Annotated in this window: 24 protein-coding genes and 2 pseudogenes; 10 read left to right on the forward strand and 16 right to left on the reverse strand. The window is 58.1% G+C overall.

Translation table 11 applies throughout. The annotated features are described in order from the left end of the window. Positions 1–46: 46 nt before the first annotated feature. From AD665_RS02840 to AD665_RS02850, 3 genes are read right to left on the reverse strand one after another with little or no spacing between them, the layout of a single operon-like run. Positions 47–847, reverse strand: a complete 801-nt coding sequence (locus tag AD665_RS02840) for a sulfite exporter TauE/SafE family protein (RefSeq protein WP_024779360.1) — start codon at positions 845–847, stop codon at positions 47–49. A gap of 28 nt (positions 848–875) precedes the next feature. Continuing rightward, the gene (locus AD665_RS02845) at positions 876–2,546 is read right to left on the reverse strand and encodes a bifunctional protein tyrosine phosphatase family protein/NAD(P)/FAD-dependent oxidoreductase (protein ID WP_024779359.1); all 1,671 of its coding nucleotides are present in this window, start codon (positions 2,544–2,546) and stop codon (positions 876–878) included. Positions 2,547–2,600: 54 nt separating this feature from the next. Next, a complete protein-coding gene (locus tag AD665_RS02850; protein ID WP_053190827.1) occupies positions 2,601–3,479 on the reverse strand; it encodes an MBL fold metallo-hydrolase in 879 nt (292 codons plus the stop codon). Positions 3,480–3,707: 228 nt separating this feature from the next. Between AD665_RS02850 and AD665_RS02855 the strand changes: the two genes are divergently transcribed. The 6 genes from AD665_RS02855 (at position 3,708) to AD665_RS27760 (ending at position 8,509) form a co-directional block, all read left to right on the forward strand. Next, positions 3,708–5,033, forward strand: coding sequence for a sigma-54 interaction domain-containing protein (locus AD665_RS02855; protein WP_024779357.1), 1,326 nt, complete (start codon positions 3,708–3,710; stop codon positions 5,031–5,033). Between the two features lie 173 nt (positions 5,034–5,206). Beyond that, positions 5,207–5,383 carry a cytochrome oxidase putative small subunit CydP gene (gene cydP, locus AD665_RS28040; protein ID WP_024779356.1) on the forward strand — a complete coding sequence of 59 codons (177 nt, stop codon included), beginning with the start codon at positions 5,207–5,209 and terminating at the stop codon, positions 5,381–5,383. Continuing rightward, the gene (locus AD665_RS02865; RefSeq protein ID WP_024779355.1) at positions 5,380–6,951 is read left to right on the forward strand and encodes a cytochrome ubiquinol oxidase subunit I; all 1,572 of its coding nucleotides are present in this window, start codon (positions 5,380–5,382) and stop codon (positions 6,949–6,951) included. Before cydP ends, AD665_RS02865 begins: the two co-directional genes overlap by 4 nt. After that, entirely contained in the window at positions 6,944–8,080 is a 1,137-nt protein-coding gene (gene cydB, locus AD665_RS02870) for a cytochrome d ubiquinol oxidase subunit II (RefSeq protein WP_024779354.1), read from the forward strand. Before AD665_RS02865 ends, cydB begins: the two co-directional genes overlap by 8 nt. 22 nt (positions 8,081–8,102) lie before the next feature. Beyond that, on the forward strand, positions 8,103–8,225 hold the full coding sequence (gene cydX, locus AD665_RS26655) for a cytochrome bd-I oxidase subunit CydX (RefSeq protein ID WP_024779353.1): 123 nt from the start codon (positions 8,103–8,105) through the stop codon (positions 8,223–8,225). Continuing rightward, on the forward strand, positions 8,225–8,509 hold the full coding sequence (locus tag AD665_RS27760; RefSeq protein WP_265069336.1) for a cyd operon YbgE family protein: 285 nt from the start codon (positions 8,225–8,227) through the stop codon (positions 8,507–8,509). Before cydX ends, AD665_RS27760 begins: the two co-directional genes overlap by 1 nt. A 91-nt stretch (positions 8,510–8,600) precedes the next feature. Here the strand turns inward: AD665_RS27760 and AD665_RS02875 are convergent, their stop codons facing one another. The 7 genes from AD665_RS02875 to AD665_RS02900 form a co-directional block, all read right to left on the reverse strand. Further along, positions 8,601–9,518, reverse strand: a complete 918-nt coding sequence (locus tag AD665_RS02875) for a c-type cytochrome (RefSeq protein ID WP_053190832.1) — start codon at positions 9,516–9,518, stop codon at positions 8,601–8,603. A 10-nt stretch (positions 9,519–9,528) separates the two neighbouring features. Continuing rightward, entirely contained in the window at positions 9,529–10,164 is a 636-nt protein-coding gene (locus AD665_RS26665) for a c-type cytochrome (protein WP_080996549.1), read from the reverse strand. 513 nt (positions 10,165–10,677) lie between these two features. Continuing rightward, positions 10,678–11,379, reverse strand: a complete 702-nt coding sequence (locus AD665_RS02880) for a VIT1/CCC1 transporter family protein (protein ID WP_053190835.1) — start codon at positions 11,377–11,379, stop codon at positions 10,678–10,680. A gap of 31 nt (positions 11,380–11,410) precedes the next feature. Beyond that, positions 11,411–12,388 carry an FAD:protein FMN transferase gene (locus tag AD665_RS02885; RefSeq protein WP_231995022.1) on the reverse strand — a complete coding sequence of 326 codons (978 nt, stop codon included), beginning with the start codon at positions 12,386–12,388 and terminating at the stop codon, positions 11,411–11,413. After that, a complete protein-coding gene (locus tag AD665_RS02890; protein ID WP_053190837.1) occupies positions 12,372–14,552 on the reverse strand; it encodes a PepSY domain-containing protein in 2,181 nt (726 codons plus the stop codon). The genes AD665_RS02885 and AD665_RS02890 overlap by 17 nt, the downstream gene beginning before the upstream one ends. 25 nt (positions 14,553–14,577) lie before the next feature. Further along, positions 14,578–15,048: a DUF2271 domain-containing protein gene (locus AD665_RS02895; protein ID WP_024779348.1), complete on the reverse strand. Its 471-nt coding sequence runs from the start codon at positions 15,046–15,048 to the stop codon at positions 14,578–14,580. 92 nt (positions 15,049–15,140) lie between these two features. Further along, the gene (locus tag AD665_RS02900) at positions 15,141–15,464 is read right to left on the reverse strand and encodes a PepSY domain-containing protein (RefSeq protein ID WP_024779347.1); all 324 of its coding nucleotides are present in this window, start codon (positions 15,462–15,464) and stop codon (positions 15,141–15,143) included. Positions 15,465–15,596: 132 nt separating this feature from the next. On the opposite strand from AD665_RS02900, the gene AD665_RS02905 reads away from it, so the two are divergent. Then, positions 15,597–16,256: a response regulator transcription factor gene (locus AD665_RS02905; RefSeq protein ID WP_024779346.1), complete on the forward strand. Its 660-nt coding sequence runs from the start codon at positions 15,597–15,599 to the stop codon at positions 16,254–16,256. Continuing rightward, positions 16,253–17,602, forward strand: a complete 1,350-nt coding sequence (locus AD665_RS02910) for a sensor histidine kinase (RefSeq protein ID WP_024779345.1) — start codon at positions 16,253–16,255, stop codon at positions 17,600–17,602. The genes AD665_RS02905 and AD665_RS02910 overlap by 4 nt, the downstream gene beginning before the upstream one ends. A 62-nt stretch (positions 17,603–17,664) precedes the next feature. Here AD665_RS02910 and AD665_RS27550 read toward each other — a convergent pair whose 3' ends face one another. Further along, positions 17,665–17,823: a hypothetical protein gene (locus AD665_RS27550; RefSeq protein ID WP_167355717.1), complete on the reverse strand. Its 159-nt coding sequence runs from the start codon at positions 17,821–17,823 to the stop codon at positions 17,665–17,667. 241 nt (positions 17,824–18,064) lie between these two features. On the opposite strand from AD665_RS27550, the gene AD665_RS02915 reads away from it, so the two are divergent. Further along, positions 18,065–18,403, forward strand: coding sequence for a hypothetical protein (locus AD665_RS02915; protein ID WP_033034626.1), 339 nt, complete (start codon positions 18,065–18,067; stop codon positions 18,401–18,403). 18 nt (positions 18,404–18,421) lie between these two features. Here AD665_RS02915 and AD665_RS02920 read toward each other — a convergent pair whose 3' ends face one another. The 3 genes and pseudogenes from AD665_RS02920 to AD665_RS28090 all read right to left on the reverse strand — a co-directional run. Further along, complete coding sequence (locus AD665_RS02920; RefSeq protein WP_033034624.1) at positions 18,422–19,084, reverse strand: class I SAM-dependent methyltransferase; 663 nt, start codon at positions 19,082–19,084, stop codon at positions 18,422–18,424. Between the two features lie 120 nt (positions 19,085–19,204). Continuing rightward, positions 19,205–19,741: pseudogene (locus tag AD665_RS28085) on the reverse strand (methyl-accepting chemotaxis protein); the annotation flags it as partial. A 324-nt stretch (positions 19,742–20,065) separates the two neighbouring features. Beyond that, positions 20,066–21,148, reverse strand: a pseudogene (locus AD665_RS28090) (cache domain-containing protein); the annotation flags it as partial. Positions 21,149–21,408: 260 nt separating this feature from the next. Here AD665_RS28090 and AD665_RS02930 point away from each other — a divergent pair. Continuing rightward, on the forward strand, positions 21,409–22,446 hold the full coding sequence (locus AD665_RS02930; RefSeq protein WP_053190840.1) for a GlxA family transcriptional regulator: 1,038 nt from the start codon (positions 21,409–21,411) through the stop codon (positions 22,444–22,446). A 77-nt stretch (positions 22,447–22,523) separates the two neighbouring features. On the opposite strand, the gene AD665_RS02935 is transcribed toward AD665_RS02930, so the two are convergent. Next, positions 22,524–22,730, reverse strand: a complete 207-nt coding sequence (locus AD665_RS02935) for a hypothetical protein (protein WP_024779341.1) — start codon at positions 22,728–22,730, stop codon at positions 22,524–22,526. A 204-nt stretch (positions 22,731–22,934) separates the two neighbouring features. Beyond that, positions 22,935–23,336, reverse strand: a complete 402-nt coding sequence (locus tag AD665_RS02940; RefSeq protein WP_053190842.1) for a hypothetical protein — start codon at positions 23,334–23,336, stop codon at positions 22,935–22,937. Positions 23,337–23,456: the final 120 nt, after the last annotated feature.

A 23,456-nucleotide genomic window follows, 5' to 3' on the forward strand; every position in this document is an offset into this window, starting at 1 on the left:
ATGCGATAGAACACCTGCTTTGCGTGACGGCGGCTTATGCACATGACTAAATCGCCTTCACCAGCAACGCCACCGCAACTACCATGGAAACTGCGGCGAAGCCCCTCTGTAAGTATGGACCCGCCAGCCGGGCCGCGATCAGGCGTCCGCACACCATTCCAGCCAATGCTCCGATGGAAAACGGAATGGCAACTGCCCACTGCAGGTGCCCGGCTGCCGAGCTTGCGGCAACACCGGAAATGGAAACCAGCGCGATCACGGCCAGAGACGTTGCGAGCACTGACTGCGGGGTCAAATTGGTGTATCGCTGGAGCGCCGGCACCATCACAAAGCCTCCGCCCACGCCGAGCAATCCAGACAACCCGCCCGCGACAATGCCGGAGACGGTGAGTGCCCAAGCACACGGACCGGTCCAGTTGAGCTTTCCTCGGTTGACGTCCAATAGACAAGGTGGCGGTTTGGATGTGACGAAGGGCTTCGGCTCAGTGGAGGGCGCGAGCGATCGTTGATAGACCCGAAACGCAACGTACATCAGCACGAAGGCAAACATGATCGTCAACGGGCGATTAGGTGTGCGCTGCGCCAGCCAGAGTCCAAGGGGAGAACAGACGATCCCCGCGCCGGCAATCAGAAGCGCCGCTTTATAGCGGACGGTGCCGTTCTTGAGTCCCATTACGGCACCCAGGGTCGCAGCTAACCCGACAGCCAGTAACCCAATGGGGCCCGCCTCGGCCATGCTCAACCCGACGCCGAATACCAGTAACGGAACAGCCAGTATTCCTCCGCCGGCGCCGGTCAGCGCAAGAATGACTCCTACAGTGAGCCCGAGCAGTAAGACCACGATCATCCCAGTCTCCTTGCCTTCAGTCCTGATTTCATAAATCAGCCATCTCAGGTTTCGCCATCCACTCATGGCCTTTGAGCATTCCCTTCCAATACAGCGGTGGAAGAATCCGCTCTTTGAGCAGCCATGCCAGCCTCGATGGCCGGGTACCGTCAATCAGCCAGGATGGAAAACTGGGGGCAACCTTGCCGCCATAGGTGAATTCAGCCAGTACGATCTTGCCGCGTTCAACCGTCAGCGGGCAGGAGCCGTACCCGTCGTAATGGGCGCTGCCTTTCGCTTTCCCCATTGCTGCCAATACATTATGGGCAACGACTGGCGCCTGTTTGCGTGCGGCTGCCGCGGTTTTCGCGTTGCTGGAGTTGGTGGCGTCTCCCAGGGCGTGAATATTTGCCCAGGTTTTATGACGCAGGGTGGCAGGGTCGACATCAACCCAGCCAGCCGCGTCTGCGAGAGGGCTGACCCGAACGAAATCCGGCGCGATCTGTGGTGGCACCACATGCAGGAGATCAAAGTCGCGCGTAACAAGATGGGCGCTGCCATCCGGATTGACACAGTTGAACGTTGCAGTCCGTGCGGGTCCATTTACGCTGGTGAGGGTGTTGCCGAAGTTCAGGTCGATACCATAGGCCGCGACGTATTCCATCAATGCAGGCACATAGTCGGGAACGCCGAACAGCACCGCGCCGGCGCTGCGGAACTCGATCTCGACTTTGTCCAATACACCAGTACGTTTCCAATGATCGGCAGACAGGTACATTGCTTTTTGCGGCGCCCCGGCACATTTGATTGGCATGGGCGGTTGCGTGAAGATGGCTCGTCCACCATTCAGTTGCTGCACGAGTTCCCACGTATAAGGCGCAAGGTGATACAGGTAGTTTGAAGTCACGCCGTTGCGACCCAGGGTGTCCGACAACCCCTCGATTGCATGCCAATTGAGCTTCAGGCCAGGGCAGACGATCAGTTGCTCATATTTGACGACTCTGCATCCATCAAGAATGACGGCATTTCTTTCGGGTTCAAAAGCGGCGACCGCCGACTTGATCCAATGCACACCGCGGGGGATGGTCGTACCCATCGTGCGTGCAGTTTGGGCTGCATCGAAGACGCCACAGCCGACAAGTGTCCAGCCAGGCTGATAGTAGTGCACATCTGCCGGGTCGATGATGGCAACGTCGAGTCCTGGGGCTCGTGCCAGCAAGCTGGATGCCGCCGCAATACCTGCCGCACCGCCCCCGATGATAACCACAGTGTGCTGCGCCTCAGCGACTTCGACCGGCGTGCGTCCCTGATTCACAATACGGCGGATGACGCCTTTCATATCGAACCCGGCTTTTTTGGCGGTCTCGACAATGTGGGGCAGGGATTGTTGGCCCGCTTGTGACAGCGCCCACATCGTTGTCGAGCGCATACCGGAACGGCAGTAGGCCAACACCGGTTTTGGCAGTGTTTCAAGGAGCTTGCCGAAAGCGATGGCTTGCTCGTCGGTGACTTTGCCTGATTCCGCGGGAAGGTAGTGCGCCTCGAGGCCAAGGGCTTGGGCGGCTCGTTTGATTTCGGCAAATAGGGGTTGGTCGCCTCCTTCGCCATCGGGACGGTTACACACGATGGCGCGAAAACCGGCGTCTTTCAGTTCTGCCAATTGATTGGGAAAAATCTGTTCTGATACCGACAGTCCAGGTGCAAGGCAACGAATGTCCATAAGGGTCTCCGTCAAGGGTATTTTTCTTCTGATTTTCTAGGGGGAGGGGCAACGTCAGGCGGCGTTGAGCGGGATTTTCAGGTAGCGCGTCCCGTTCGCTTCAGGCTCAGGCAAATGCCCGGCGCGCATGTTGACCTGAACGGATGGCAGGATCAGTGTTGGCATGTCCATCGACGCATCACGCTTGGTGCGCATCGCCACGAACTCCTCCTCACTGATGCCATTACGCACATGGACGTTGTGCGCGCGCTGGTCGGCAACGGTACTGACGAACTGCACTTCGCGACCACCAGGCTGGTAGTCGTGGCACATGTACAACAAGGTGTTGGCCGGCAGACTCAGCACCTTGTTGATTGAATGGAATAACGTACGCGCGTTGCCCCCGGGAAAGTCACAGCGTGCAGTACCGTAGTCCGGCATAAACAGGGTATCGCCGACGAATGCGGCCGTTTCGGTCCCATCGCTGATCAAATAAGTCATGCAGGCTGGTGTATGGCCCGGTGTATGGAGCGCGTGGCATTGCAGCGTGCCAATGGCAAACGGTTCGTCATCAACGAACAGGTGATCGAACTGGCTTCCGTCGCGGGCCATACCGCGACCTGTATTGAACAGCGTGCCGAACACTTCCTGCACCGTCGAAATCTGGCTACCGATTCCTATTTTTCCACCGAGCTTTTCCTTCAGGTAGGGCGCAGCCGTCAAGTGGTCTGCATGGACGTGGGTCTCAAGAATCCAGTCGACCCGTGCATTGAGTTCGTTCACCCTCGCAATCAATCTGTCGGCAGACGTTGTGGCGGTGTGGCCGGATTTGGGATCGTAATCAAGTACGCTGTCGATTACAGCGCAGTGATGGGTGGCCTCATCCAACACAAGATAGCTGACGGTATTGGTAGCAGAGTCGAAGAATCCTTCGACGTGAAGTTTTATGCTCATGACCTGTCTCCTTAGGGGCTTTACCCAGCCTAAGGACTGACATAGCAATAAGTCTGCCAGACCGGATCGGTACGAAAATTAAGTCTTATCTATTTGATTTTATTGGTTTTTATTTTTCGTGAAGTAGTCTGACTCTTTCAATATTCACTTGGATTTACTGCCATTGGCAGTCCGTGTTGACAGAGGTGGCAGTGCCATTACAGGATGGATGGAATATCAGGAGCCACGATGAAAACTATCCTGCCCACCCCAACCCACTCACTCCCGCACTCGGAACAAGTGCAGTCACTTGTTTCGTTTCTTGAGCACGAATCCCAGCCAATGATCGTGCTCGATCCGGACTACAACATCCTGGCTGCCAACACGGCCTATCAACGGCAGTTTGGCAGCGCTGACAAACCCTTTATCGGTCATAAGTGTTATCAAATCTCACACCATTACGACGTACCTTGTGATCAGGCGGGTGAGAATTGCCCGATGAAAAAAGCGCAGGAAATGCGCGGACCGGATCGTGTCCTGCACATTCACCACACGCCTCGTGGGCCTGAGCATGTCGACGTCGAGTTGCGTCCGATCCTAGACGAACACGGTGTTATTACTGCCTACGTGGAGCGTCTCACCCTGGTCCGCAGTGCCTATGCGCGACCCAGCAATGAGGGGCTTGTCGGCTGCTCACCCGCCTTCAACCGTGCCCTGTCGGAGCTGCAGCGGGTGGCACCATCAATGCTGCCAGTGCTGTTGCTGGGTGAATCCGGTACGGGCAAAGAGCTGTTTGCCCGCGCCGTACATGAAACCAGCGAGCGGGCCACTGGACCCTTTGTCGTCGTTGATTGCTCTGGATTGACCGAAACGTTATTCGAGAGCGAACTGTTCGGCCATGAAAAAGGAGCATTCACCGGTGCCACCACGCGTAAGCCTGGCCTGGTTGAAACTGCCCAAGGCGGCACATTGTTCCTCGATGAAATTGGCGATGTTCCACTGGCCATGCAAGTGAAGTTGTTGCGCCTGATCGAATCGGGCACTTATCGCCGTGTCGGGAGTGTCGAAACCCTTCATGCCAACTTCAGGTTGATTGCTGCGACCCACAAACCACTGGAAAAGATGATGGAGAAGGGGGAGTTCAGACAGGATCTGTACTACCGCATCAGCGCCTTTCCAATTCAACTACCGCCCTTGCGTAACCGAGTGGAAGACATTGGTCTGCTTGTAAATTCATTTCTGCAACGTGTCGGTACAGGCAAGCGCCGACTGACGATAGATGCAGATGCTTTAATGCAATTGCAGCGGTATGCCTGGCCCGGCAATATTCGTGAATTACGCAACGTTCTGGAAAGAGCCAGTCTGTTTGCTGACGATGGGGTGATCCGCTCCATACATTTGCCCCCGGTATCCGTGGCGGCGTCTGCTCAGTCCGCTCCTTCAACTGCTTTCGACGGCAACTCGCTGACACAGGAACTGGCAACTTTCAAAGGTACTCGCAGTGAGCTGGCCAGGCACCTGGGTATTAGCGAACGGACGTTGTACCGACGATTGAAAGAGCAAGGTCTGGCCTAGTAACAAGTGTTCAAGCGCAAGACTGCCAATGACTGCCAGCCCTGGCAGATTGGCAGTGCATTAGCCCTGCCGAGGCATCTTGCGTATCACCGATCTAGTGGTTAACTGACTGTTTTAAAAAAGAAAAAATACAACTGCTTGCCCTTGGCATGCCCTGTGCTATCTGCATAGTCATGACCATTTCCGACAAACGACTGCGACGCCAACTGCTCACGGCAGTAGTGATCAAACTACTGGTGCTGACAGTGTTGTGGTGGATGTTCATCCGGGATTCGCGCGTTAGCGTCGATTCGAACACTATCGGCGACAGGTTCGGCGTACCCACCTCGACTCAAGGGGCAAGCAAGTGATTTCAGAACACCTGGTGGATTTGTCTCGGCTGCAGTTTGCAGCCACCGCGCTTTACCACTTTCTTTTTGTACCGCTCACGGTTGGCATGGTTTGGCTGCTGGTCATCATGGAAAGTGTCTATGTGATGACCGGTAATGTCATCTGGAAGGACATGACGCGTTTCTGGGGCAAGCTGTTCGGCATCAACTTTGCCTTGGGGGTGACCACGGGCATCACTCTGGAATTTCAGTTCGGTACGAACTGGGCGTACTACTCGCATTACGTCGGCGATATTTTCGGAGCCCCGCTGGCAATCGAAGGCTTGATGGCGTTCTTTCTTGAATCGACCATGATCGGCCTGTTCTTCTTTGGTTGGGATCGTCTGAAGAAAGAGCACCATTTACTGGTCACGTTGCTGATGGCGATTGGCACAAACCTTTCAGCGTTGTGGATTTTGATCGCCAATGGATGGATGCAGAACCCGGTGGGTTCAGAATTCAGTTACATCACCATGCGCATGGAGGTGGTTGATTTCTGGGCGGTGGTTTTCAATCCAGTGGCGCAGGCCAAGTTCGTACACACCGTCTCAGCCGGTTACGTCACCGGCTCGATGTTTGTGCTGTCGATTTCCAGTTGGTATTTGCTCAAGAATCGTGATGTCGAGTTTGCCAAACGCAGCTTCCGGGTGGCGGCAGCCTTTGGCCTGGCATCGGTGCTGAGTGTGATCGTACTGGGTGATGAGTCTGGTTACACGGTGGGTGAGGCACAGCAAACAAAAATGGCTGCCATGGAGGCCATGTGGGAAACCAAGCCTGCACCGGCAGGCCTGACGTTGGTGGCCAGTATCAATGAAGCCGAGTCCAAAAATAACTGGGAAGTCGAAGTGCCTTGGTTGATGGGCCTCATTGGCACACGATCAGTCAGCAAGCAGATTCCAGGCATTCATGAGATTAAGGAAAAGAACCGCGCTCGAATTCTCCGAGGCATTACCGCCGTCAATGCTCTTGAAGCCGTCAGGGCCAATCGCACCGATTCAGCAGCGCTCAATACATTCGAGAAATACCAGGCCGATCTGGGCTTCGGCCTGTTGCTCAAGAAGTATGTCGAGGACGTCAACCAGGCTACGCCGGCCATTATCGAAAAGGCTGTGAACGATACGGTGCCGCGCGTGACGCCCATGTTCTGGGCGTTCAGGATCATGGTATGTCTCGGCTTTGCCATGCTTATGCTCTTCGGGCTTGCCTTCTGGAGCACCCTGAAGTCGACCTGCACGCGCCGCCGCTGGCTACTGCGTTGGGCGCTCTGCATGCTGCCTGCGCCATGGATTGCCTGTGAGCTTGGCTGGTTCGTCGCTGAATACGGCCGCCAGCCTTGGACCATATACGGCGTGCTGCCGACCCACATGAGCGTATCCACGCTCAGCGTCAACAACCTCTATGGCTCGCTGGCGGGATTCATCGTTTTCTACACCGTGCTGCTGGTGGTTGAAATGTTCCTGATGGTCAAGTTTGCCCGTCAAGGTCCAGGCAGCCTCGGCACCGGCCGTTATGTTCACGATGCCCATTTGAAGGAACTCCTCCATGCTTGATTACTTCACCCTGAAAATTATCTGGTGGGCGCTGGTCGGTGTGCTGCTGATCGGCTTCGCCATCATGGATGGCCACGATATGGGAGTTGGCACGCTGCTGCCATTTGTTGGCCGCAATGACATGGAGCGTCGCGTCGTCATCAATACCGTCGGTCCGCATTGGGATGGGAATCAGGTTTGGTTCATCACTGCGGGCGGCGCATTGTTCGCGGCATGGCCTGTGGTGTATGCCACAGCGTTCAGCGGTTTCTATTGGGCAATGATTCTGGTCCTCTGGGCGTTGTTCTTCCGCCCCGTGGGTTTTGACTATCGCAGCAAGATCCACAACTCCACCTGGCGTAGCACTTGGGACTGGGGACTCTTCGTGGGTGGGGCAGTGCCGCCTCTGGTGTTCGGGATTGCGTTTGGAAACCTTCTGCAAGGTGTACCTTTCCACTTCAACGATTTTCTGGTGTCGACCTACACCGGCAGTTTCTGGCAACTGCTCAATCCCTTCGCGTTACTTACCGGTGCTGTGAGCGGTGCAATGATCACTCTGCAAGGCGGTGCTTATCTGGCACATCGCACTGAGGGTGTTATCCAGGCAAGGGCAATCAAAGGCGGGGTGGGTGCAGCGGTCGTGCTGGTGTGTACCTTCCTGGTTGCCGGCATCTGGCTGCAATGGATCGATGGCTACCGCATCACGTCCGTGGTTGATACAGCGGGACTGCCCGACATTCTCGGCAAATCCGTGGTACGCGAAGCTGGAGCCTGGATGGACAACTATGGCCACTATCCTTTGCTGTGGTTACTGCCCGCATTGGGATTGAGTGGCGCAGCAGGCGCTGCTTTGTTGTTGATGGTGCGACGTACACTTTCAGCGTTTATTGCGTCATCGCTCGCGGTCATCGGTGTTATCAGCACGGCAGGTATATCGATGTTTCCGTTCGTTATGCCGTCATCCACGATGCCTGCAGCGAGTCTTACGGTGTGGGACAGCGTCTCCAGTCACTTGAGCCTGACCATCATGTTCTGGGCCACGCTGATCTTCATGCCACTGATTGTGCTTTATACCTCTTGGGCTTACCGCGTCATGCGGGGCAAGGTAACCATCGCGCAGATCAAAGCCAACGAACATTCGGCCTATTAATGCCGGCAAAGGAGTCATGAACATGTGGTATTTCGCCTGGATGCTGGGTGTCGGTTTTGCGTTGCTACTGGCTATTCTCAATGCGATGTGGGGCGAGAACGAAGTCGGCCGAGCCTCGAGTGACAACGAGGAGGCACGGTCATGATGCCGCGTGTCGCTGACCCACAACCGATCTCACAGATTCGTTTGCCGAGTCTGGTTATCGCTATAGCAATCATGCTTGCATGTACGCTCTATCCTCCCATGATGGCTGCTGCCGATGGCAGGCCGGATCATGCTCTGGCGACAGCATTGTTCGCAGCCATGAGTGTGGCTTTTGTGAGAGGTGTGGGATTTGTTCCGCGGACGCTCGTGTGGCGTTGGCTTTTCTCAGGCTGGACCTGCCTTGCGACGCTTGCAGTTGCTGGCTGGGTAAGGTTTCTACATTGAGGACTGGCGACAAGAGAGGATGCAGCGTCACCAAGCTATAACATGACGACACTCGTGCAGTCAGGGATAGCTTGGTTTCGTTTGAGCTGACTCACTCAGTGCCTTGGCCGATTATCACTCCGTTCACCTTTTGCCCATAAAGATTGACCCCGTCCGTCTCATGAAATTTCAGTCTGGTCTGTTCGACAGAGCCGGCTATCATCCTTGGGTCTTTTGGTCGTTCGTGGCTGTTCATATAGGCTGCAACATGCCACGCCTCATCGGAGGAGAGTGTTCCCCCCTTGCCTAACGGCATGTTCGATTTTATGAAGCCGGCAGCGGTATTGATTCGATGCATTCCCGCACCCCAGTTGAATGAATCTTTGCCCCAAAGTGGTGGAAACACATAGTCGCTTCCTGCTTTCTGACCTTCACCTTCAGCTCCGTGGCATACAGAACACTGCTTGGCGTAGATGGCCTTTCCCTTGGTGAGATCGAAACCGCCGGCAGGTTCAGGAATCTCGGGATAGGAACGTCCGGGCAGCTCTTGGCCTGTAGGTGCGCCCGTTGCGAGCCAGTAGGAGTATGCGGTTAGAGCCGCGATGACTTGGCTGTCTGCCGGAGGCGGCTTTCCGTTCATGCTGAACTGAAAGCACCCTTGTAAGCGCTCAGCGTAGGTATTGACCTTGTCGTTCTTTTTTCGATAGGCCGGGTACATTGTGTAAGCCCCCCAAAGAGGAGCAGAGTCAGCTTTTCTTCCTTGTTCCAAATGGCAGTTGGTGCAGTTCAATCCGTCTCCAACGAACTCGGATGCATTGGCTTTCGTATCTACAAAGATTGCGCGGCCTTGCTGGACTAATCGACCAAAAGCATTGTCAGGTAGCGCTTGCTCCGCGGGAGGGACGAATGTGGCAGCCTTATTCCGGATTGGGTTCGGATTTTTGGATGGCGCGGTTGATTCTACAACTTCAGTAGCACAAGCCATCGATAGGATGTTGTAAGTAATAAGTGCCGCGACGATTGATTTCATGGCTGGGCCTCTATTTACTGAGTTGCGCAAAATATTGGGCAACGGCCTCGACTTCGCTATCAGTGAGCGAGCGCGCAATATGGCCCATGAGATCGGCTGGATCATTTCTGCGAGTCTTCTGCCGCCAGGCATTCAGTTGAGATGTGAGGTATTGAGCCGACTGGCCTGAAAGCGGCGGAAAAGCGCCGCCGACTCCGATACCACTTGGCCCATGGCACGCTACGCACTCGGGAATATTTCGATCCCATGCACCTCTCAAAGCCATGACCTCGCCAGGTCCTTTCGCGGCGTGTGCACGATTGATTGGTGTTACTACTGAGCTTGGCATCTTGGCAAACATAACCGCGAGGGCTTTTGATTCGTCTTCGCTCAATGCCTGAGCGACTGGTTGCATTATTGGATTACTTCTGGCGCCTGAGCGGAAATCAGCGATCTGCTTCGTCAGATAATCAACAGGTAGGCCCGCAAGCCTTGGGAAACCAGCCGCAGGCATACCCAGACCGTCAGGACCATGACAGGTTGAGCAGGCTATGGCCCCTGGATTAGCGCCTCCTTGGGAGAATATTTTTTGTGCATCTGCTGCAAAGATGGATGCCGTAAATGCACTGGATAAAGTACAGGCTAGTGCCAATAGAATAGTTTTCATCTGCCAGCCCTCATTATCATTGTTTTTGTAATAGCAAGTCCGGTCAATCAGGTTGATAGTTACTTGGTTCGGATTGCGTTGCGCTAGGCGCAAGCACCTGCGGTCTCGAGCTTTTTGCAGTTGGCGCATCCTGGACCGCGTATTTTGATGTTCAGCATCGGAAACTCCCTGGTATGAAAGTCAGCTAGCTCCTTGTTTATGTTGAAAACGGATCGACTGGTAAAATAGAGCGGGCCTGCAAGGTAGGACGTGGGTCGCCAGGCAGGAAGCCAGACTGCCGGCTTTACGAGCTCCACGGCGACCCTTGGAGTTTGATCATCAACAGCCAGGTTTTAAGGTATTTGCTGCGCGCTGAACGGACTTGATGTAGATCAGTTGCCCGCAGAAAATTTTCCGTAACGCGCAAGAGCACAGCCAGCGAACCACCGCGGCGGTTTTGTTGGTACTACCCAGCCTGGCGATAGCATTTTTACTGTGAACGACCCCTTTATGGTTTCGAGCGCGTACGCCTCGTCAAACCACCGCTCCAAACAGCGATCCCACCAGTGCCGTGACGCCCATGGCCAGCGCCCCCCAGAATGTCACCCGCCAGGCCCCAGTGATGACCTTGGCTCCGCCGGCCTTGGCGGCGATGGCGCCCAGTGTCCCGAGAAACACCAATGACATGCACGATATCCAGGGCACCACGCTGTGTTCCGGCGCGACAAACGTCACCGTCAGGGGCAAGGCGGCACCCACCACGAAACTGGCGGCGGAGGCGAGGGCAGCCTGCAAGGGTTTGGCGGTGAAGGTGGCGCTGATACCCAGTTCGTCGCGGGAATGTGAGCCGAGCGCATCATGGGCCATTAATTGATCGGCCACCTGTCGCGCCAGCTCGGGTGATACGCCTCGCTGCATGTAGATGTTGGCGAGCTCGATGTGTTCGGCTTTCGGGTCACTGGCCAACTCGGCCCGTTCGCGGGATAAATCGGCACGCTCGGTATCGGCCTGGGAATGCACGGAGATGTACTCACCTGCTGCCATGGACATGGCGCCGGCCATCAGCCCGGCCATGCCCGTGACCAGCAACGTGACATGGCTGGAGTTGGCGGCGGCCACGCCGATCAGCAGGCTGGCGGTGGAGACAATTCCGTCGTTGGCCCCAAGAACGGCGGCGCGCAGCCAGCCGATACGATCACTGCGGTGGGACTCGGTGTGCCTGTGCATGAATTTCATGGTTGAGAGCGACTCGCTGCTATCAAGGGTTTCACATCGGACGGGTTTCAATCTGCGCCTGCAACCGACCGCCGACAATGGATATTTCCTTGAATCGCTGTTCGTCGCGCAGCACGAACAACGCATCCATCCCGCGTTCCTGAGCCAGACGTGGCCCTTCGGTTTCACCCAACACCATCAGCGCCGTGGCCCAGGCATCAGCGAGCATGCACGAAGCGGCCACCACGGTGACGGCGGCGATGGGGTTGCACAGCGGCGCGCCAGTGGCCGGATTCATGGTATGGGCATAGGCTTGACCGGCCACGTCGACCCAGTGTCGGTAGTCCCCGGAGGTCGCGATCGCGGCATCGCCAAGCTCCATGACACCCATGACTTCACGTACGCCCCGTTCAGGTTTTTCCACCGCCACGACCCAGCACTGACCGTCGGGTTTGACGCCCCGGGCGCGCATCTCGCCATCGATGCCGACGAGGTAGCGGCTGATACCAAAACCGTCCAGGCAACGGGCCAGTTCATCGACTCCAAATCCTTTGGCGATGCCATTCAGATCAAGGTGCAGCGGCGCGCGTTTGCGCACCTGATTGCGTAAAGGGTCAACCACCAGCGCGGCGCTGGCTGACAACCGGGTGTTCGGCGGCATCGTCGCGAGCGCCTGTTCTGTGACTGTCTGTTCTCCGGGGCCGAACCCCCAGGCATCAACCAGGTCTCCCACCGCGATGTCGAAGGCCCCAGCGGATTGCTGACTGATACGCAGTGCCGCAGACAACACTGTCGCCAGTTCCCGGGGCACTGCTACCCATTGTTGCTCGGGCGCGGCGTTGAGGCGGTTGAGGTCCGAGTCGGGTTTCCAGGTGGACATTTGCTGGTCCACCCGGGCCACAGCGCAGGCCAAGTGACGACCCACTTCGTCGCTATCGATCCCGGCCCCGGCATAGAACAGAGCGGTGTAGCGGGTGCCCATGGTTTCGCCGCTCAGGCTGTAGCGCTGCAACTCAGTAGACGTCTTCACGGTAGCGTCCTTGTGCCTTGAGGGTCAGAACATTCAGATTGAGAGGCGCCAATACTTCATCGAGGGCTTGCATCACGCTTTTGGCCATCTCGCGGCTGCCACACACCAGCACCTGGGCACCTTTCTCAATCAGTCGACGCAGGGCCAGGGCATCGCCGATCAGTCGGTCTTGCACGTAGCAGCGGTCCTGAACCTGAGAAAAGGCGGCGCGCAGTGCCGTCAGGCGACGGTCGGCCAGGTACTGGTTGAGCTGCGGCTCATAGAGAAAGTCCGAGGCCGGGTTGCGTCCACCCCAATACAAATGCATCGGGTGGCGGGCCGTGTTGTTGCGGATAAAACCGGCCAGGGGGCCGATGCCGGTACCGGCGCCGATCAGGATTACCGGGTGCGTGCCCGACGCCGGACGAAATTGCGGGTTTGGCTGGATAAACGCTTCGATCGACGCACCAATGTCCAGGCCGTGAAGAAACTCCGAGCACACGCCTCCGTTGTGTTTGCGCACGCAGATTTCCAGCACGCCGTCCTGCGAACCGCTGGCCAGCGAATAGAAACGCGGGGTCTGACTGCCCGGGGGCACTATCGCGACCAAGTCACCGGCCAGGAAGTCCGGCAACTCGCTGGACGCTTTGAAGCGCAAGACGTGGGTGGGGGCGTTCACCTGTTCGCCGTAGACAATGCGCTCGGTCAGCTGCAATGGGTGAGTCTGTGGCCGCTGCGGGGCATGGATCAGTGTCAGGTCATGCTGGAGCACTTCGCTCAGCGCGTGGCCCCATCGCGTAAATTCCTGAGAGGACTGGCGGTTGACGGTTTCCAGCCCCAGTAACGGCGCGCCACCGGCCTGCAACATGGCGTCGTGCACCTGATGGGCGAACTGGCAGAACTGCGGGAACTGCCGATCACCGAAGCCCAGCACAGCAAAGGGCAGTCCGGGCTTGATACCGGTTTTGGCCAGCCGCGCCAGGAACTGCGAGGCCGAGGCTGGCGCGTCGCCGTCACCGTGGGTCGCCGTCAGGATGAGCACCCGCTGGGCGTTGCTGTAGTCGTTGGCGTACTGATTCATGGTCGCGCTATGCACCCGGTGTCCGGCCAGGTGCAAGGCGGCGTGCAAGGTGTTGGCAAAGCCCCAGGTGCTGTTGTTTTCACTGCCCACCAGAATCACGCTGTCGGCAGAGTGGGCAGGGGTGTTGTGGCGGATCTTCGGGCCAGCCTTGCGGCGGCGCCACCACAACAGGATGCCGGTCACGCTCATCAACGGTACGCAGAGGGCGCAGAGTCCCAGGGGCAGGCCCAGCCACCACAGGCCCTCGCCGGTGTGCATCTGGTAAATCAATTCATAAAGACGATGCATCGAGTCGTGGGGCTGATAGGACAGCAAGGCGCCGCTGACCTGATCCACGTAGCCGTCGCCCTGGATCGTGCGCAAGGAAAACACATCCTTCGGGTTACCGGGACTGGGGTAGACCAGTTCGCGCAGCTCATTGAGGTCGGTAGCCTGCAAGGCTTGAAGGCTCGCCACCGGCAAGGCCGGGCCGTTACTGACGTCAGCGGGGAAGGCGGGTTCACTCTGACTGCCGTCAGCGATAAAGCCGAAGATGGTGGCAGACATATAGAGCCCGCTCAACGCCGACAGCAGCAGACCGAGCAAGGCCAGTCGGCCGACCTCAGCATGCCAGCGCTGGCTGAAGGTGCCCCGCAGTGGCCGCAGCACGTTGCGCCAACCCCCCAGGCGCCGGGCGAGCAATAGCGCGCCAGACACCGACAGCATCAGCATGAACAGCGCGCCGACCCCCGACACCCCGTGGCCTGGCGAGCCGAGGAACATCGAGCGGTGCAGCTCTTTCACCCAGCGCGTGAACGCGCTGGGTGCATAGGGTGCCAGGCCTTCGCCGGTCAGCGGATCGACCGTTTCAGCCCCGGCCTGACCGTTCCGGTTGTAGTAGACGATGACTGTCCCGGACGCTGTACGCTGGATCTGCTCTACGCCCGGGAAGTGATTGGCAACACGTCCGGCCAGTTGGCCGACGTTGAGTTGTCCGGTCGCGGTGGTGGTACTGTGCAAGCGTTCCAGCGCCGGGTCGACCGACAGGATCGCGCCGCTGATGGCCAACAGCATGACCAACAGGGCGGCGATCAGACCGGGCAGGGAATGGGACTGGCGAAGCATGTTCAGCCTCCGGAAAGGGCAGGTGCTACAGATCGTAAGTAAAGGACTCGACATAAGTGCTGCCGGCCGCTGGCTGGCCCGCGCCCTTGGACGTGAGTGGCACGCTGACATCGGCGCGGGCGTCACGTTTGTCCTCGACGGCACTGTCGATGCGGATCTGGTACCCGGCATCGATCAGGGTGTCTGCCAGTTCGACGCTGACTTTGAGCGTGCGCCCACTGCCGACGCTGGCACCGCTGACCCCATCAAACTCGGTGCGGTTCATTCCGCTACCACGGGCCCAGTCTCCCAGGTGCTTGTAGTACTTGGCCTTCTTGCCGGCCACCCAGAGGGTTTTCTGGTATTGGCCATTGGCGTCGGTCACGTAGATCGCCAGGTAGGCATCATTGCCGCTGTAGTCCTTGAGCTGGGTGGTCAGCGTCACTTCACGGGCATGGGCCAACCCTGGCAGGGCAATGGCGCCGGCGAGGCAGGTGGCTGCGATGATCTTCTTCATGAGTGTCTCCTTCTGATCGTTAGGTCGAGAGCCTGGACCTGCTTGCTGACAGCAACCTGAAGCGCAGGAAAAACTCATCGAGAGGTGAGGCGTCATTCGGTGATCGGGCTGCCGAGGTAGTCCTTGGCATCGCCATCGTCGCGGAAATGGATCTCTAGGGTGCGCAGGCGCAGCGAGGCCGGTGAGTAGCTGGCTTCGATGGCGTTGCCTTTTCGATCCAATCCCCTGAGCTCGTAACAGCCGTCGTCAACCTTGATGCGTTGCACGTTCCAGCCATACTGCCGCTCGACTTGCAGACGCAAGGTGTCACGGGGTTGCCAGTCGCTCACCGGGTCGCTGCAGTCTTCGTCGGCCAGGGCATGACCGCTGAGCAGCAGGCTCAAAAGGGTTGCATGGGCAATAAAAGCTGATTTCATGATCTGTCTCCTGCCGCGGTCGGCATCTGTCGCATACCCTAGAGTGCATTCCTGACAATCAGCTGAATCTTCAGATTCACGTCAGGTAAGACGATTAAGGTGCGGCACGACAACCACCACAGGAGTTGCCAGATGCGGGTTCTATTGGTCGAGGACGCCCTTGGGTTGGGGGACGCGGTGCGCGAGCAGATCGCGGATGACGGTCACGCCGTGGATTGGGTGCAGCGTCTGGACCATGCGCGCGACAGCGTACGCACCACGCCATACGACCTGATTCTGCTGGACCTGATGCTGCCGGACGGTCGCGGGCTGGATTTTCTGCGTCAGCAGCGCACGGCGGGGAATGTGACCCCGGTGATTATCCTGACGGCCCAGGATCAGATTTCCGATCGCATTGCCGGCCTCAATGCCGGGGCTGATGATTATCTGGTCAAACCGTTCGACCTGTCCGAGCTCTCTGCCCGAGTCGCCGCGGTGGCCCGACGTTACAGCGGCAACCCCAACCCGCAGATCAGGCTCGGTCATCTGCAGGTGGACATGAGCGCCCGCACTGTGCAGCGTGACGGTACCATCGTGGACCTGACGGCACGCGAATGGGCGTTGTTCGAAGCGTTCGTGCAGCGTCCCAGCGCGTTGTTGTCCAAGTCGCAGCTGGAAGAGCGGCTGTATGCCTTCGGTGCCGAAATCGAGAGCAATACCATCGAGGTCTACATCAGTCGTCTGCGTAAGAAACTCGGACGCGAGCTGATTGAAACCGTGCGTGGCATGGGCTACCGGTTGATGGCCGCATGAAGCCTTCTTCGAGCCTGCAAAAACGCCTCGGCCTGGGGTTGACCCTGGGTATGACCTTGCTGTGGCTGGGCGCGACAGTCGGTGCCTGGCTGGTGGTGCAACATGAGTTGAACGAGGCGTTCGACAGCGCACTGGAAGAGACCGCGCAACGCATCTTGCCACTGGCCGTGTTGGAAATCAGCAACCGGGAGGGGCCCCGTGAGGCTCAGCACGTTGCGACGTTGAAAATGCATAAGGAATACCTGACGTACCTGGTGCGAGATGCCAGCGGCCAGATCCTGATGCAGTCCCACGATGCCAACCCGAATATCTTCAATCAACAACCGATTGAGGGTTTCTCCACCTCTGAAAAGTACCGCTTGTATGGTGCCAGCGCATTGCGCGGAACGCTGTTCATTGAAATCGCCGAGCCGCTGGGGCATCGCCGTGAAGCCGCCCGAGAAGCTCTGTTTGCCCTGTTGTTGCCGCTGTTGGCGCTGATTCCCGTCAGCCTGTTGGGCACCTGGTTGTTCGTGCGGATCAGTCTTCGCAGTGTGCTGGCGTATCGTCGTGCGGTCGAGGCGCGTGGCGTGGGTGATTTATCGCCGATCAAGGTGGCCCGCCTGCCGGCAGAAATTGATCCGCTGGCCGAGGCCGTCAACCATCTGCTGGAGCGCTTGCGCAAGGCCCTGGAAGCCGAGCGCAGCTTCACCGCCAACAGCGCCCATGAGTTGCGCACGCCATTGGCCGCGACCCTGGCGCAGATCCAGCGGCTACATCACGAGGCGCCCGAAGGCCCATTGCGAGTGCGAGCGGCGAAGATCGAGAACGCGTTGCGCGAGTTGGTGCGGCTTTCGGAAAAGCTCATGCAACTGGCCAAGGCCGAGGGCGGTGGGCTGCTGTCCGAAACACCTCAGGACCTGATTCCATTGCTCGCCCATGGAGTCGATGAGTGGAACCAACGCAGCGGTCAGCGCATCGAGTTGCATCTGCCAGGCCAAGCCAGCGTGTACTCGAACATCGATCCGGACGCCTTTGGCATCCTCCTGCGCAACCTGATCGAGAATGCGCTCAAGTACGGGGCAGCAGATCAACCGATAGAAGTCAGCCTCACCGAACAGGCACTACTGCGGGTGGTCAATGGCGGCCCGGCGGTGCCGCAGTCGGTATTGCAGCATCTTACAGAGCGCTTTGTACGTGGTCACAGTGAAATCAGTGGTTCAGGGCTGGGGTTGGCGATTACGAAAACCATCGTGCAAGGGGTCAACGCGAGAATGAAATTGGTGTCCCCTGCGACTGGTCGACAGGAAGGTTTCGAAGTGTGTGTCTGGTTACCGCTTGCCTGGCTCCAGCCCGGTCGTCCATGACCGCGGTTCGAGGCATAGGCACAGAAAAGCCCGGACGCCGCCGGGCCTTTCAGAGAATACATTCAGCGCGAGTCCACCTCTTTCGCAATCTCGGCAGATGATCCCCTGCGCCTGCGAACCCGGTCAAAGAAAGCGTGAACCGGGTGTAGAACAGCCGCAAGCATGCACAGCAGCAAAATGACGAACATTAAAATCAACGGCGTGCTTTCGTGCGAGAACATGGTGGGTACTCCTGTAGTCACTATGTTGTAACCCGCAGGGTAGACGCGTTTGACCATGATTGGGATGAACGTATGTTCATCCTCGGGCGCTTGAATTGTGGTACGGCAGAGCGTGTCCAAAGGGTCGATTCTGGTTCGAAAGACCTGTCGCGGCCTGTAACGAAGTTCGCGAAACGGCGTGATAAAGTGCGCATGTTTTGGCCGACAGATGGCCTGGGTTCTACAATCAAGGAGCGTTTGAATGTCGTTGTTAAGGATGTCCACACTTTCACTGTGCCTGGCAGGGATGGGTTTTGCTGGCGTCGTCTTCGCGAATCAGCAGGATGAAAAGCATCAGGGCCTGGTCGCCATGGTTGCCATGGAGCAGGTGTGCAACAAAACCAACCCAGGCCTGAACGGTGACGTGGAGAATGCCATGGCCGCTGATCCCAGGATCGACGAGGCGACCAAGGTGGAAGTCAGGAAGATAAAGTCCGATCCGGCTTATAAATTTCAAGTGATGAGCATGGCGAATAACCTCGTCAACTCACCACTGGCTGGCGTAGCGCAGGGTATGTGCAAGGATTATGCGCCGAAGTAATTCGGTGCAACGGCGGCCTCACTCAGCCACCAACAACAATGACTGCGGCACCGTGCTCTGCGGATGTTGCGGTTCCTGCAGGCCCGTCAACCCAAAGCCCGCCATATCCAGGGCATTGAACCAGCTGGGCAGGGTGCGCAGATACCACGGCATTGGTTGCCACTGCCCCTTGAAGCCTTCAAAACGCTCCAGCCGCCAGCCATCCTGATAGTCGCCCGCGGCGGCGACCCAGGGATGCAGGGTCTGGATCACCAGGGCGCCGCCAGGGGCGAGCAGGGCCTTCATGGCGGTGAGCAGGGGGATGATGTCCTGGTGCAACAGGGCGAAGTTGGCGCAGATCAGGTCGTAGTCGCTGCCGACATCCACCTTCGCCTGCACCAGCGCTTCATAGCTGGCCAGGTGCACGGGCGAAGAACCGGTCGTCCGTGCTGACGCCACCAGCGTGGCATCGCCATCCACTCCAACGGCTTGGATGCCCCGCCCAGCCAGGGCTCGCAGTAACCAACCTTCACCACAGCCCAGGTCAAGCACGCGCTCGGGTTGGCGGCTGAGTACTGCCAGCAGGATGGCCTGGTCGGTGACTTCGCGCCGGCTTTCGATGGCGCCGGTGCGAATGGCATTGATCCAGGCCCGGGCATTGTGATGCCAGCTTTGAAGAAGCTCTGATTCGGAGGCGGCCATAGCGGTGTCCGGTATAGAGACGTGAATGCAAGGATAGGCCACCAGACGTTCTCATAAGGGACATTGCCCCCAACAGGGGGCAATGTAGAAGCCTCGAGTGGGCTCCTTCAGCAACCTTGCTTAGAACTTGAAGCGTCCCACCAACCCCCTCAGTTGACCGGAAATGTCTGTCAGGCGACCCGAACCGGTCTGCGCCGAGTGGGCAAATTCCTCGACCAGCTGCGCATCGGCATGGATCTGCGCGATGTGCCGGTTGATGTCTTCGGCCACCTGATGTTGTTCCTCGGCGGCGGTCGCGATCTGGGTGTTCTGATCGCGGATCGAATCCACCGAGTTGCGGATCTTGTCGAAACTGTCGCGGGCCTGCTGGATGCGTTCCACGCTGGTTTGCGACACTTGCAGGCTGCTCTGCATCTGCTGTGTCACTTCCTGGGTACGCCGGGCCAGGTTACCGAGCAGGCTGTCGATCTCGCCGGTGGAGTCGGCGGTACGTCGTGCCAGCGCCCGCACTTCATCGGCCACGACGGCGAATCCGCGACCCTGGTCGCCGGCGCGCGCGGCTTCGATGGCGGCGTTGAGGGCCAACAGGTTGGTCTGCTCGGCAATCGAGCGGATGGTGTCGAGGATGGTGTTGATGTTCTTGCTGTCCTGCTCGAGCGCCTGCATGGTCTGGGTCGACTGCTGCAGGTCTTCGCTCAGCTTAAGCACGCTGCCGGTGGCTTCGCCGATGTGATGCTGGCCGTCGTGCACGTCCCGGTAGCCGGTGTCCGCGCTGGTGGCGGCCTGGCTGCAGGAGCGGGCCACTTCGTTGGCGGTCGCGACCATTTCATTGAAAGCGGTACTGACCAGCTCCACTGCCTGGCGCTGGCGGCCGGCGGCTTCGTTCATGTTGGTGGCGACTTCGCTGGTATCGGCCGCAGCGCTTTGCAAGTCGGAGGAGGCACTGCCGATTCGCTGTACCAGCTGCGCAATCATGCCCAGGAACTGGTTGAACCAGCTTGCCAGGCTGGCCGTTTCGTCCTTGCCCTGTACGGAGAGTTGACGGGTGAGGTCGCCTTCGCCTTCAGCGATTTCCTGCAAGCCATTTGCAACGCCGCGGATCGGTCGAACGATGACACTGGCGAAGCTTGCGCCGACCACGGCGAAGATGACTGCCAGCACAGCGGCGATAATAGCGATCAACCAAGTCAGGCTGGAGGCCCCGGCCATGACCTCTTCGCTTTTGATAAGGCCGATGAAGCGCCAGCCCAGGGTCTTGGAGGTCACAATGTTGACCATGTAAGACACGCCGTCGATCTCGACCTGGGTCATGCCATCGCTGCTCTTGGCCAGCGCGGCGTAGTTCGGGCCGAGGTCGGCCAAAGGCTTGAAGTTGTGCTTGGCATCGCTGGCATCCACCAGGACGTTGCCGTTCCCCTCGACCAGAATGAGGTAGCCGCTTTCGCCCAGCTTGATATTCTTGACCAGTTCGGTCAGTTGCTTGAGCGACACGTCGAGGCCGACGACACCCACCAGTTTGCCGGCAGCGTCGGATACCGTGTGAACGATGCCGATCAGCGATATATCATCCGGCGCCCAGTAATAGGCGTCTGTACGCACAGTCACGCCAGGCGCGGCGATGGCGGCCTTGTACCACGGGCGCACGCGTGGGTCGTAGTTGGAGATTTTGGGGTCATCAGGCCAGCTGGCATAGCCGCCATCGGCAAGGCCCACGGAAAGATAGGCGGTGGTCGGATGGCTCTTGGCGAAGCGGTCGAAGATATCCAGAAGCTGTTTATTGATTTCAGGCAGTGGCGTTTGTGCAGCGTCGGCGCCCGTATAGTTTTTCAGGTCCTTGGCCGCCACGATCCGCGGATCCTTGGCGAAGAATTCGACGTTCTGGCTGATGCCATCGAAGAACGTCTTCATGCCATTGTCGATCTGGCGGATTTCCCGGCCGCTGCTGTCGAGGAAGTTGGTTTTCGCCGCGTCGCGCAGGTTCAGCACGACGAGCACCGCCACCAGGATGACCGGAAGGCAGGCGATGGTCGCGAACGCCCATGTCAGCTTCTGTTTGATATTCATGACTTCTCCCGCGGGTATTTATAAGTGTTGGGTCGGCGGAAACAATGGCGGCGAGCGTTGTGAGTGCTGGAAAGGAAAGCGCCCATGTCTACTCTCAATCTATCGACTAAAGGCGTACGGACTTTAGGGCGTCAGGCAGTTAAGGGGCGGCTATTGCTGCCCGCGTCGCTAATCCACACGATAGCGACGCTCCTCATACCATGGCCGCTTGCCTGAGGTGCGAGAGTGACAGCAGTCTGATCGTCTTCTGGAAGAGACCTATGCCAAGCGCATTCGAGAGCGTACTTAAAAACAAGAACATGGCTTATCGGCGACTCGGCTCGCCGGGGGCTGATCAGGCGCCGACCCGTGTCGCTTTCGTGTTGATGGACAATTTCTCGATGATGTCCTTCACCGGCGCGGTGGACGCTCTGGTAACGGCCAACCTGATGTGTGACATGCCACTGTACGAGATTCTGACGGTAGGGGTGTCGGGGGGACAGGTGACGAGTGACCTGGGGATTGTCATTTCCACCGACATCGAGCTGGCGCAGTTGTCGGAAAACCAGGACATTCTTATCGTCGCCGGCGGTTTTCGCGTGAAGCTGCAAGGTGTACCACTGCTGCGGCGCAAGCTGCGCGCCAATGCGGCATCGGGGGCCATACTGGGAGGGCTGTGGAATGGCGTGTTCTTCGTTGCCGACGCCAGCCTGCTGGATGGATTCGAGTGTGCCGTCCACCCGGAAAGCCGAGCGATGATGTTGGAAGTCTTCCCTCATGTGAAGGTGTCGAGCCGGGCCTATGTCGTCGATCGCGGACGGGTCAGCTGTGCCGGTGCGAACAGTTCGCTGCGGATGATGCTTCAGTTGATCCGTCAGACGGGAGGGGAGGCCCTGGTGGGGGCTATCGAGGAAATCCTGCGATGTGATGAATCGGGCGATGCGTCGGACCTGCCCCCGGTCTTCGTCGAGACAGACCCGAGGCTGCCGGAAAGCCTCAAGCTGGCGCTGGAATTGATGTGGCAGAACATCGAAGAGCCGTTGACGATCGACGAGTTGGCGGCTTGCGTCAAGATTTCCAAGCGTCAGTTGGAGCGACGCTTCTGCAGCTTTCTCGGCGCGACCCCAACGCGTTATTACCTGGAGTTGCGCCTGACCCGGGCACGCCAGCTCATCCAGCAGACCAATCGATCGATGACAGAAGTCGCCGTGGCGACGGGCTTCGTCAGCTCCCCGCATTTTCAACGGCGTTTTCGGGACTTCTTCGGCGTTCCGCCGGGCAGCTATCGTTCGACGTTTGGGCGAAAGCAAACGGGGTGAGCGTCACGGTTGAACGCTCTTTGCAGGGTTGAAACCCGGGCTCGCGCTCATCGGTGCAGCGCGAGCCGGTCCTGCGCTCAGGTCTTGCGCGTTTTCTGGACCATATACAGGATGATGCAACCTGTAGCGCACAGCCAGATAATCGAACCGACGGCAGCGACTATCAATGAGAGGTCGGAGTCGTAATCAATCATGCCGGGAACCGCATAGACAAACCAAAGCAGCGTAATAAGGACGAAAGCCAACAGCGTCATCAGAAACTCAAATATCTTTCTTGCGTGCATAAGTGTCTTCCACCCGCCGGTGGAGGGCGGGTACTTCAGGTTATCGGTCAGGTACCTTTTTCTGTCTGCGCAGAAATAAAGGGGTTCAGCAGTGGAAGGCGAGTCGCCGCAAGGCGTCGTTATCCACTAGGCAGACATTCCATGTCCGAGAACTTCACTCAGCAGTGACATTCGCACGGGGGCGAAGGGGTGACGCGGTTGGGATCAGGTTCTATCGTCCGGTTGTTCTTCGGCAGGCGGGTTCTCGGTTTTCGAGGCGGTCAGGGTCGTGCCATTGCACAACACTTTTCCCACTTCATCGGCGATGGAACCCTCGACTATTCGCCCTTGCATCTGGTCGAACTCGGCTTTTTCCAGCCCTTCCAGGCTGTTGTACATCCCCATGTGGCGAACACTGCGATTGGCACAATCGAGTTCCACTTTTGTATAGCTGGTGAAATACGTACCTACCCTTTGCACGATGGCCTGAATGGCTGAACCGCTTTCGGTAAACGAAACAAGGGAGTACTCGGCGTCCGAATCATCGTAGCTGTACTGGATTTTCTGCACGTCCGCTGTCGCGTGACACGCTACGCAAAGAGCAACGAGGGAGATAACCGTTTTCATGCATTCTTCCATGAATAAGCAAAGCCAAGAGGTTGGTGGCCAAGTGAGATCATTTTGCTTGGCCTGTAACATTGAGTCAACATTTCCCGGAAACCGTGCAGTCGACCGTTGGTCGTGCGG

The sequence above is a fragment of the Pseudomonas corrugata genome (genome assembly GCF_001269905.1).
Taxonomy (GTDB): domain Bacteria; phylum Pseudomonadota; class Gammaproteobacteria; order Pseudomonadales; family Pseudomonadaceae; genus Aquipseudomonas; species Aquipseudomonas corrugata.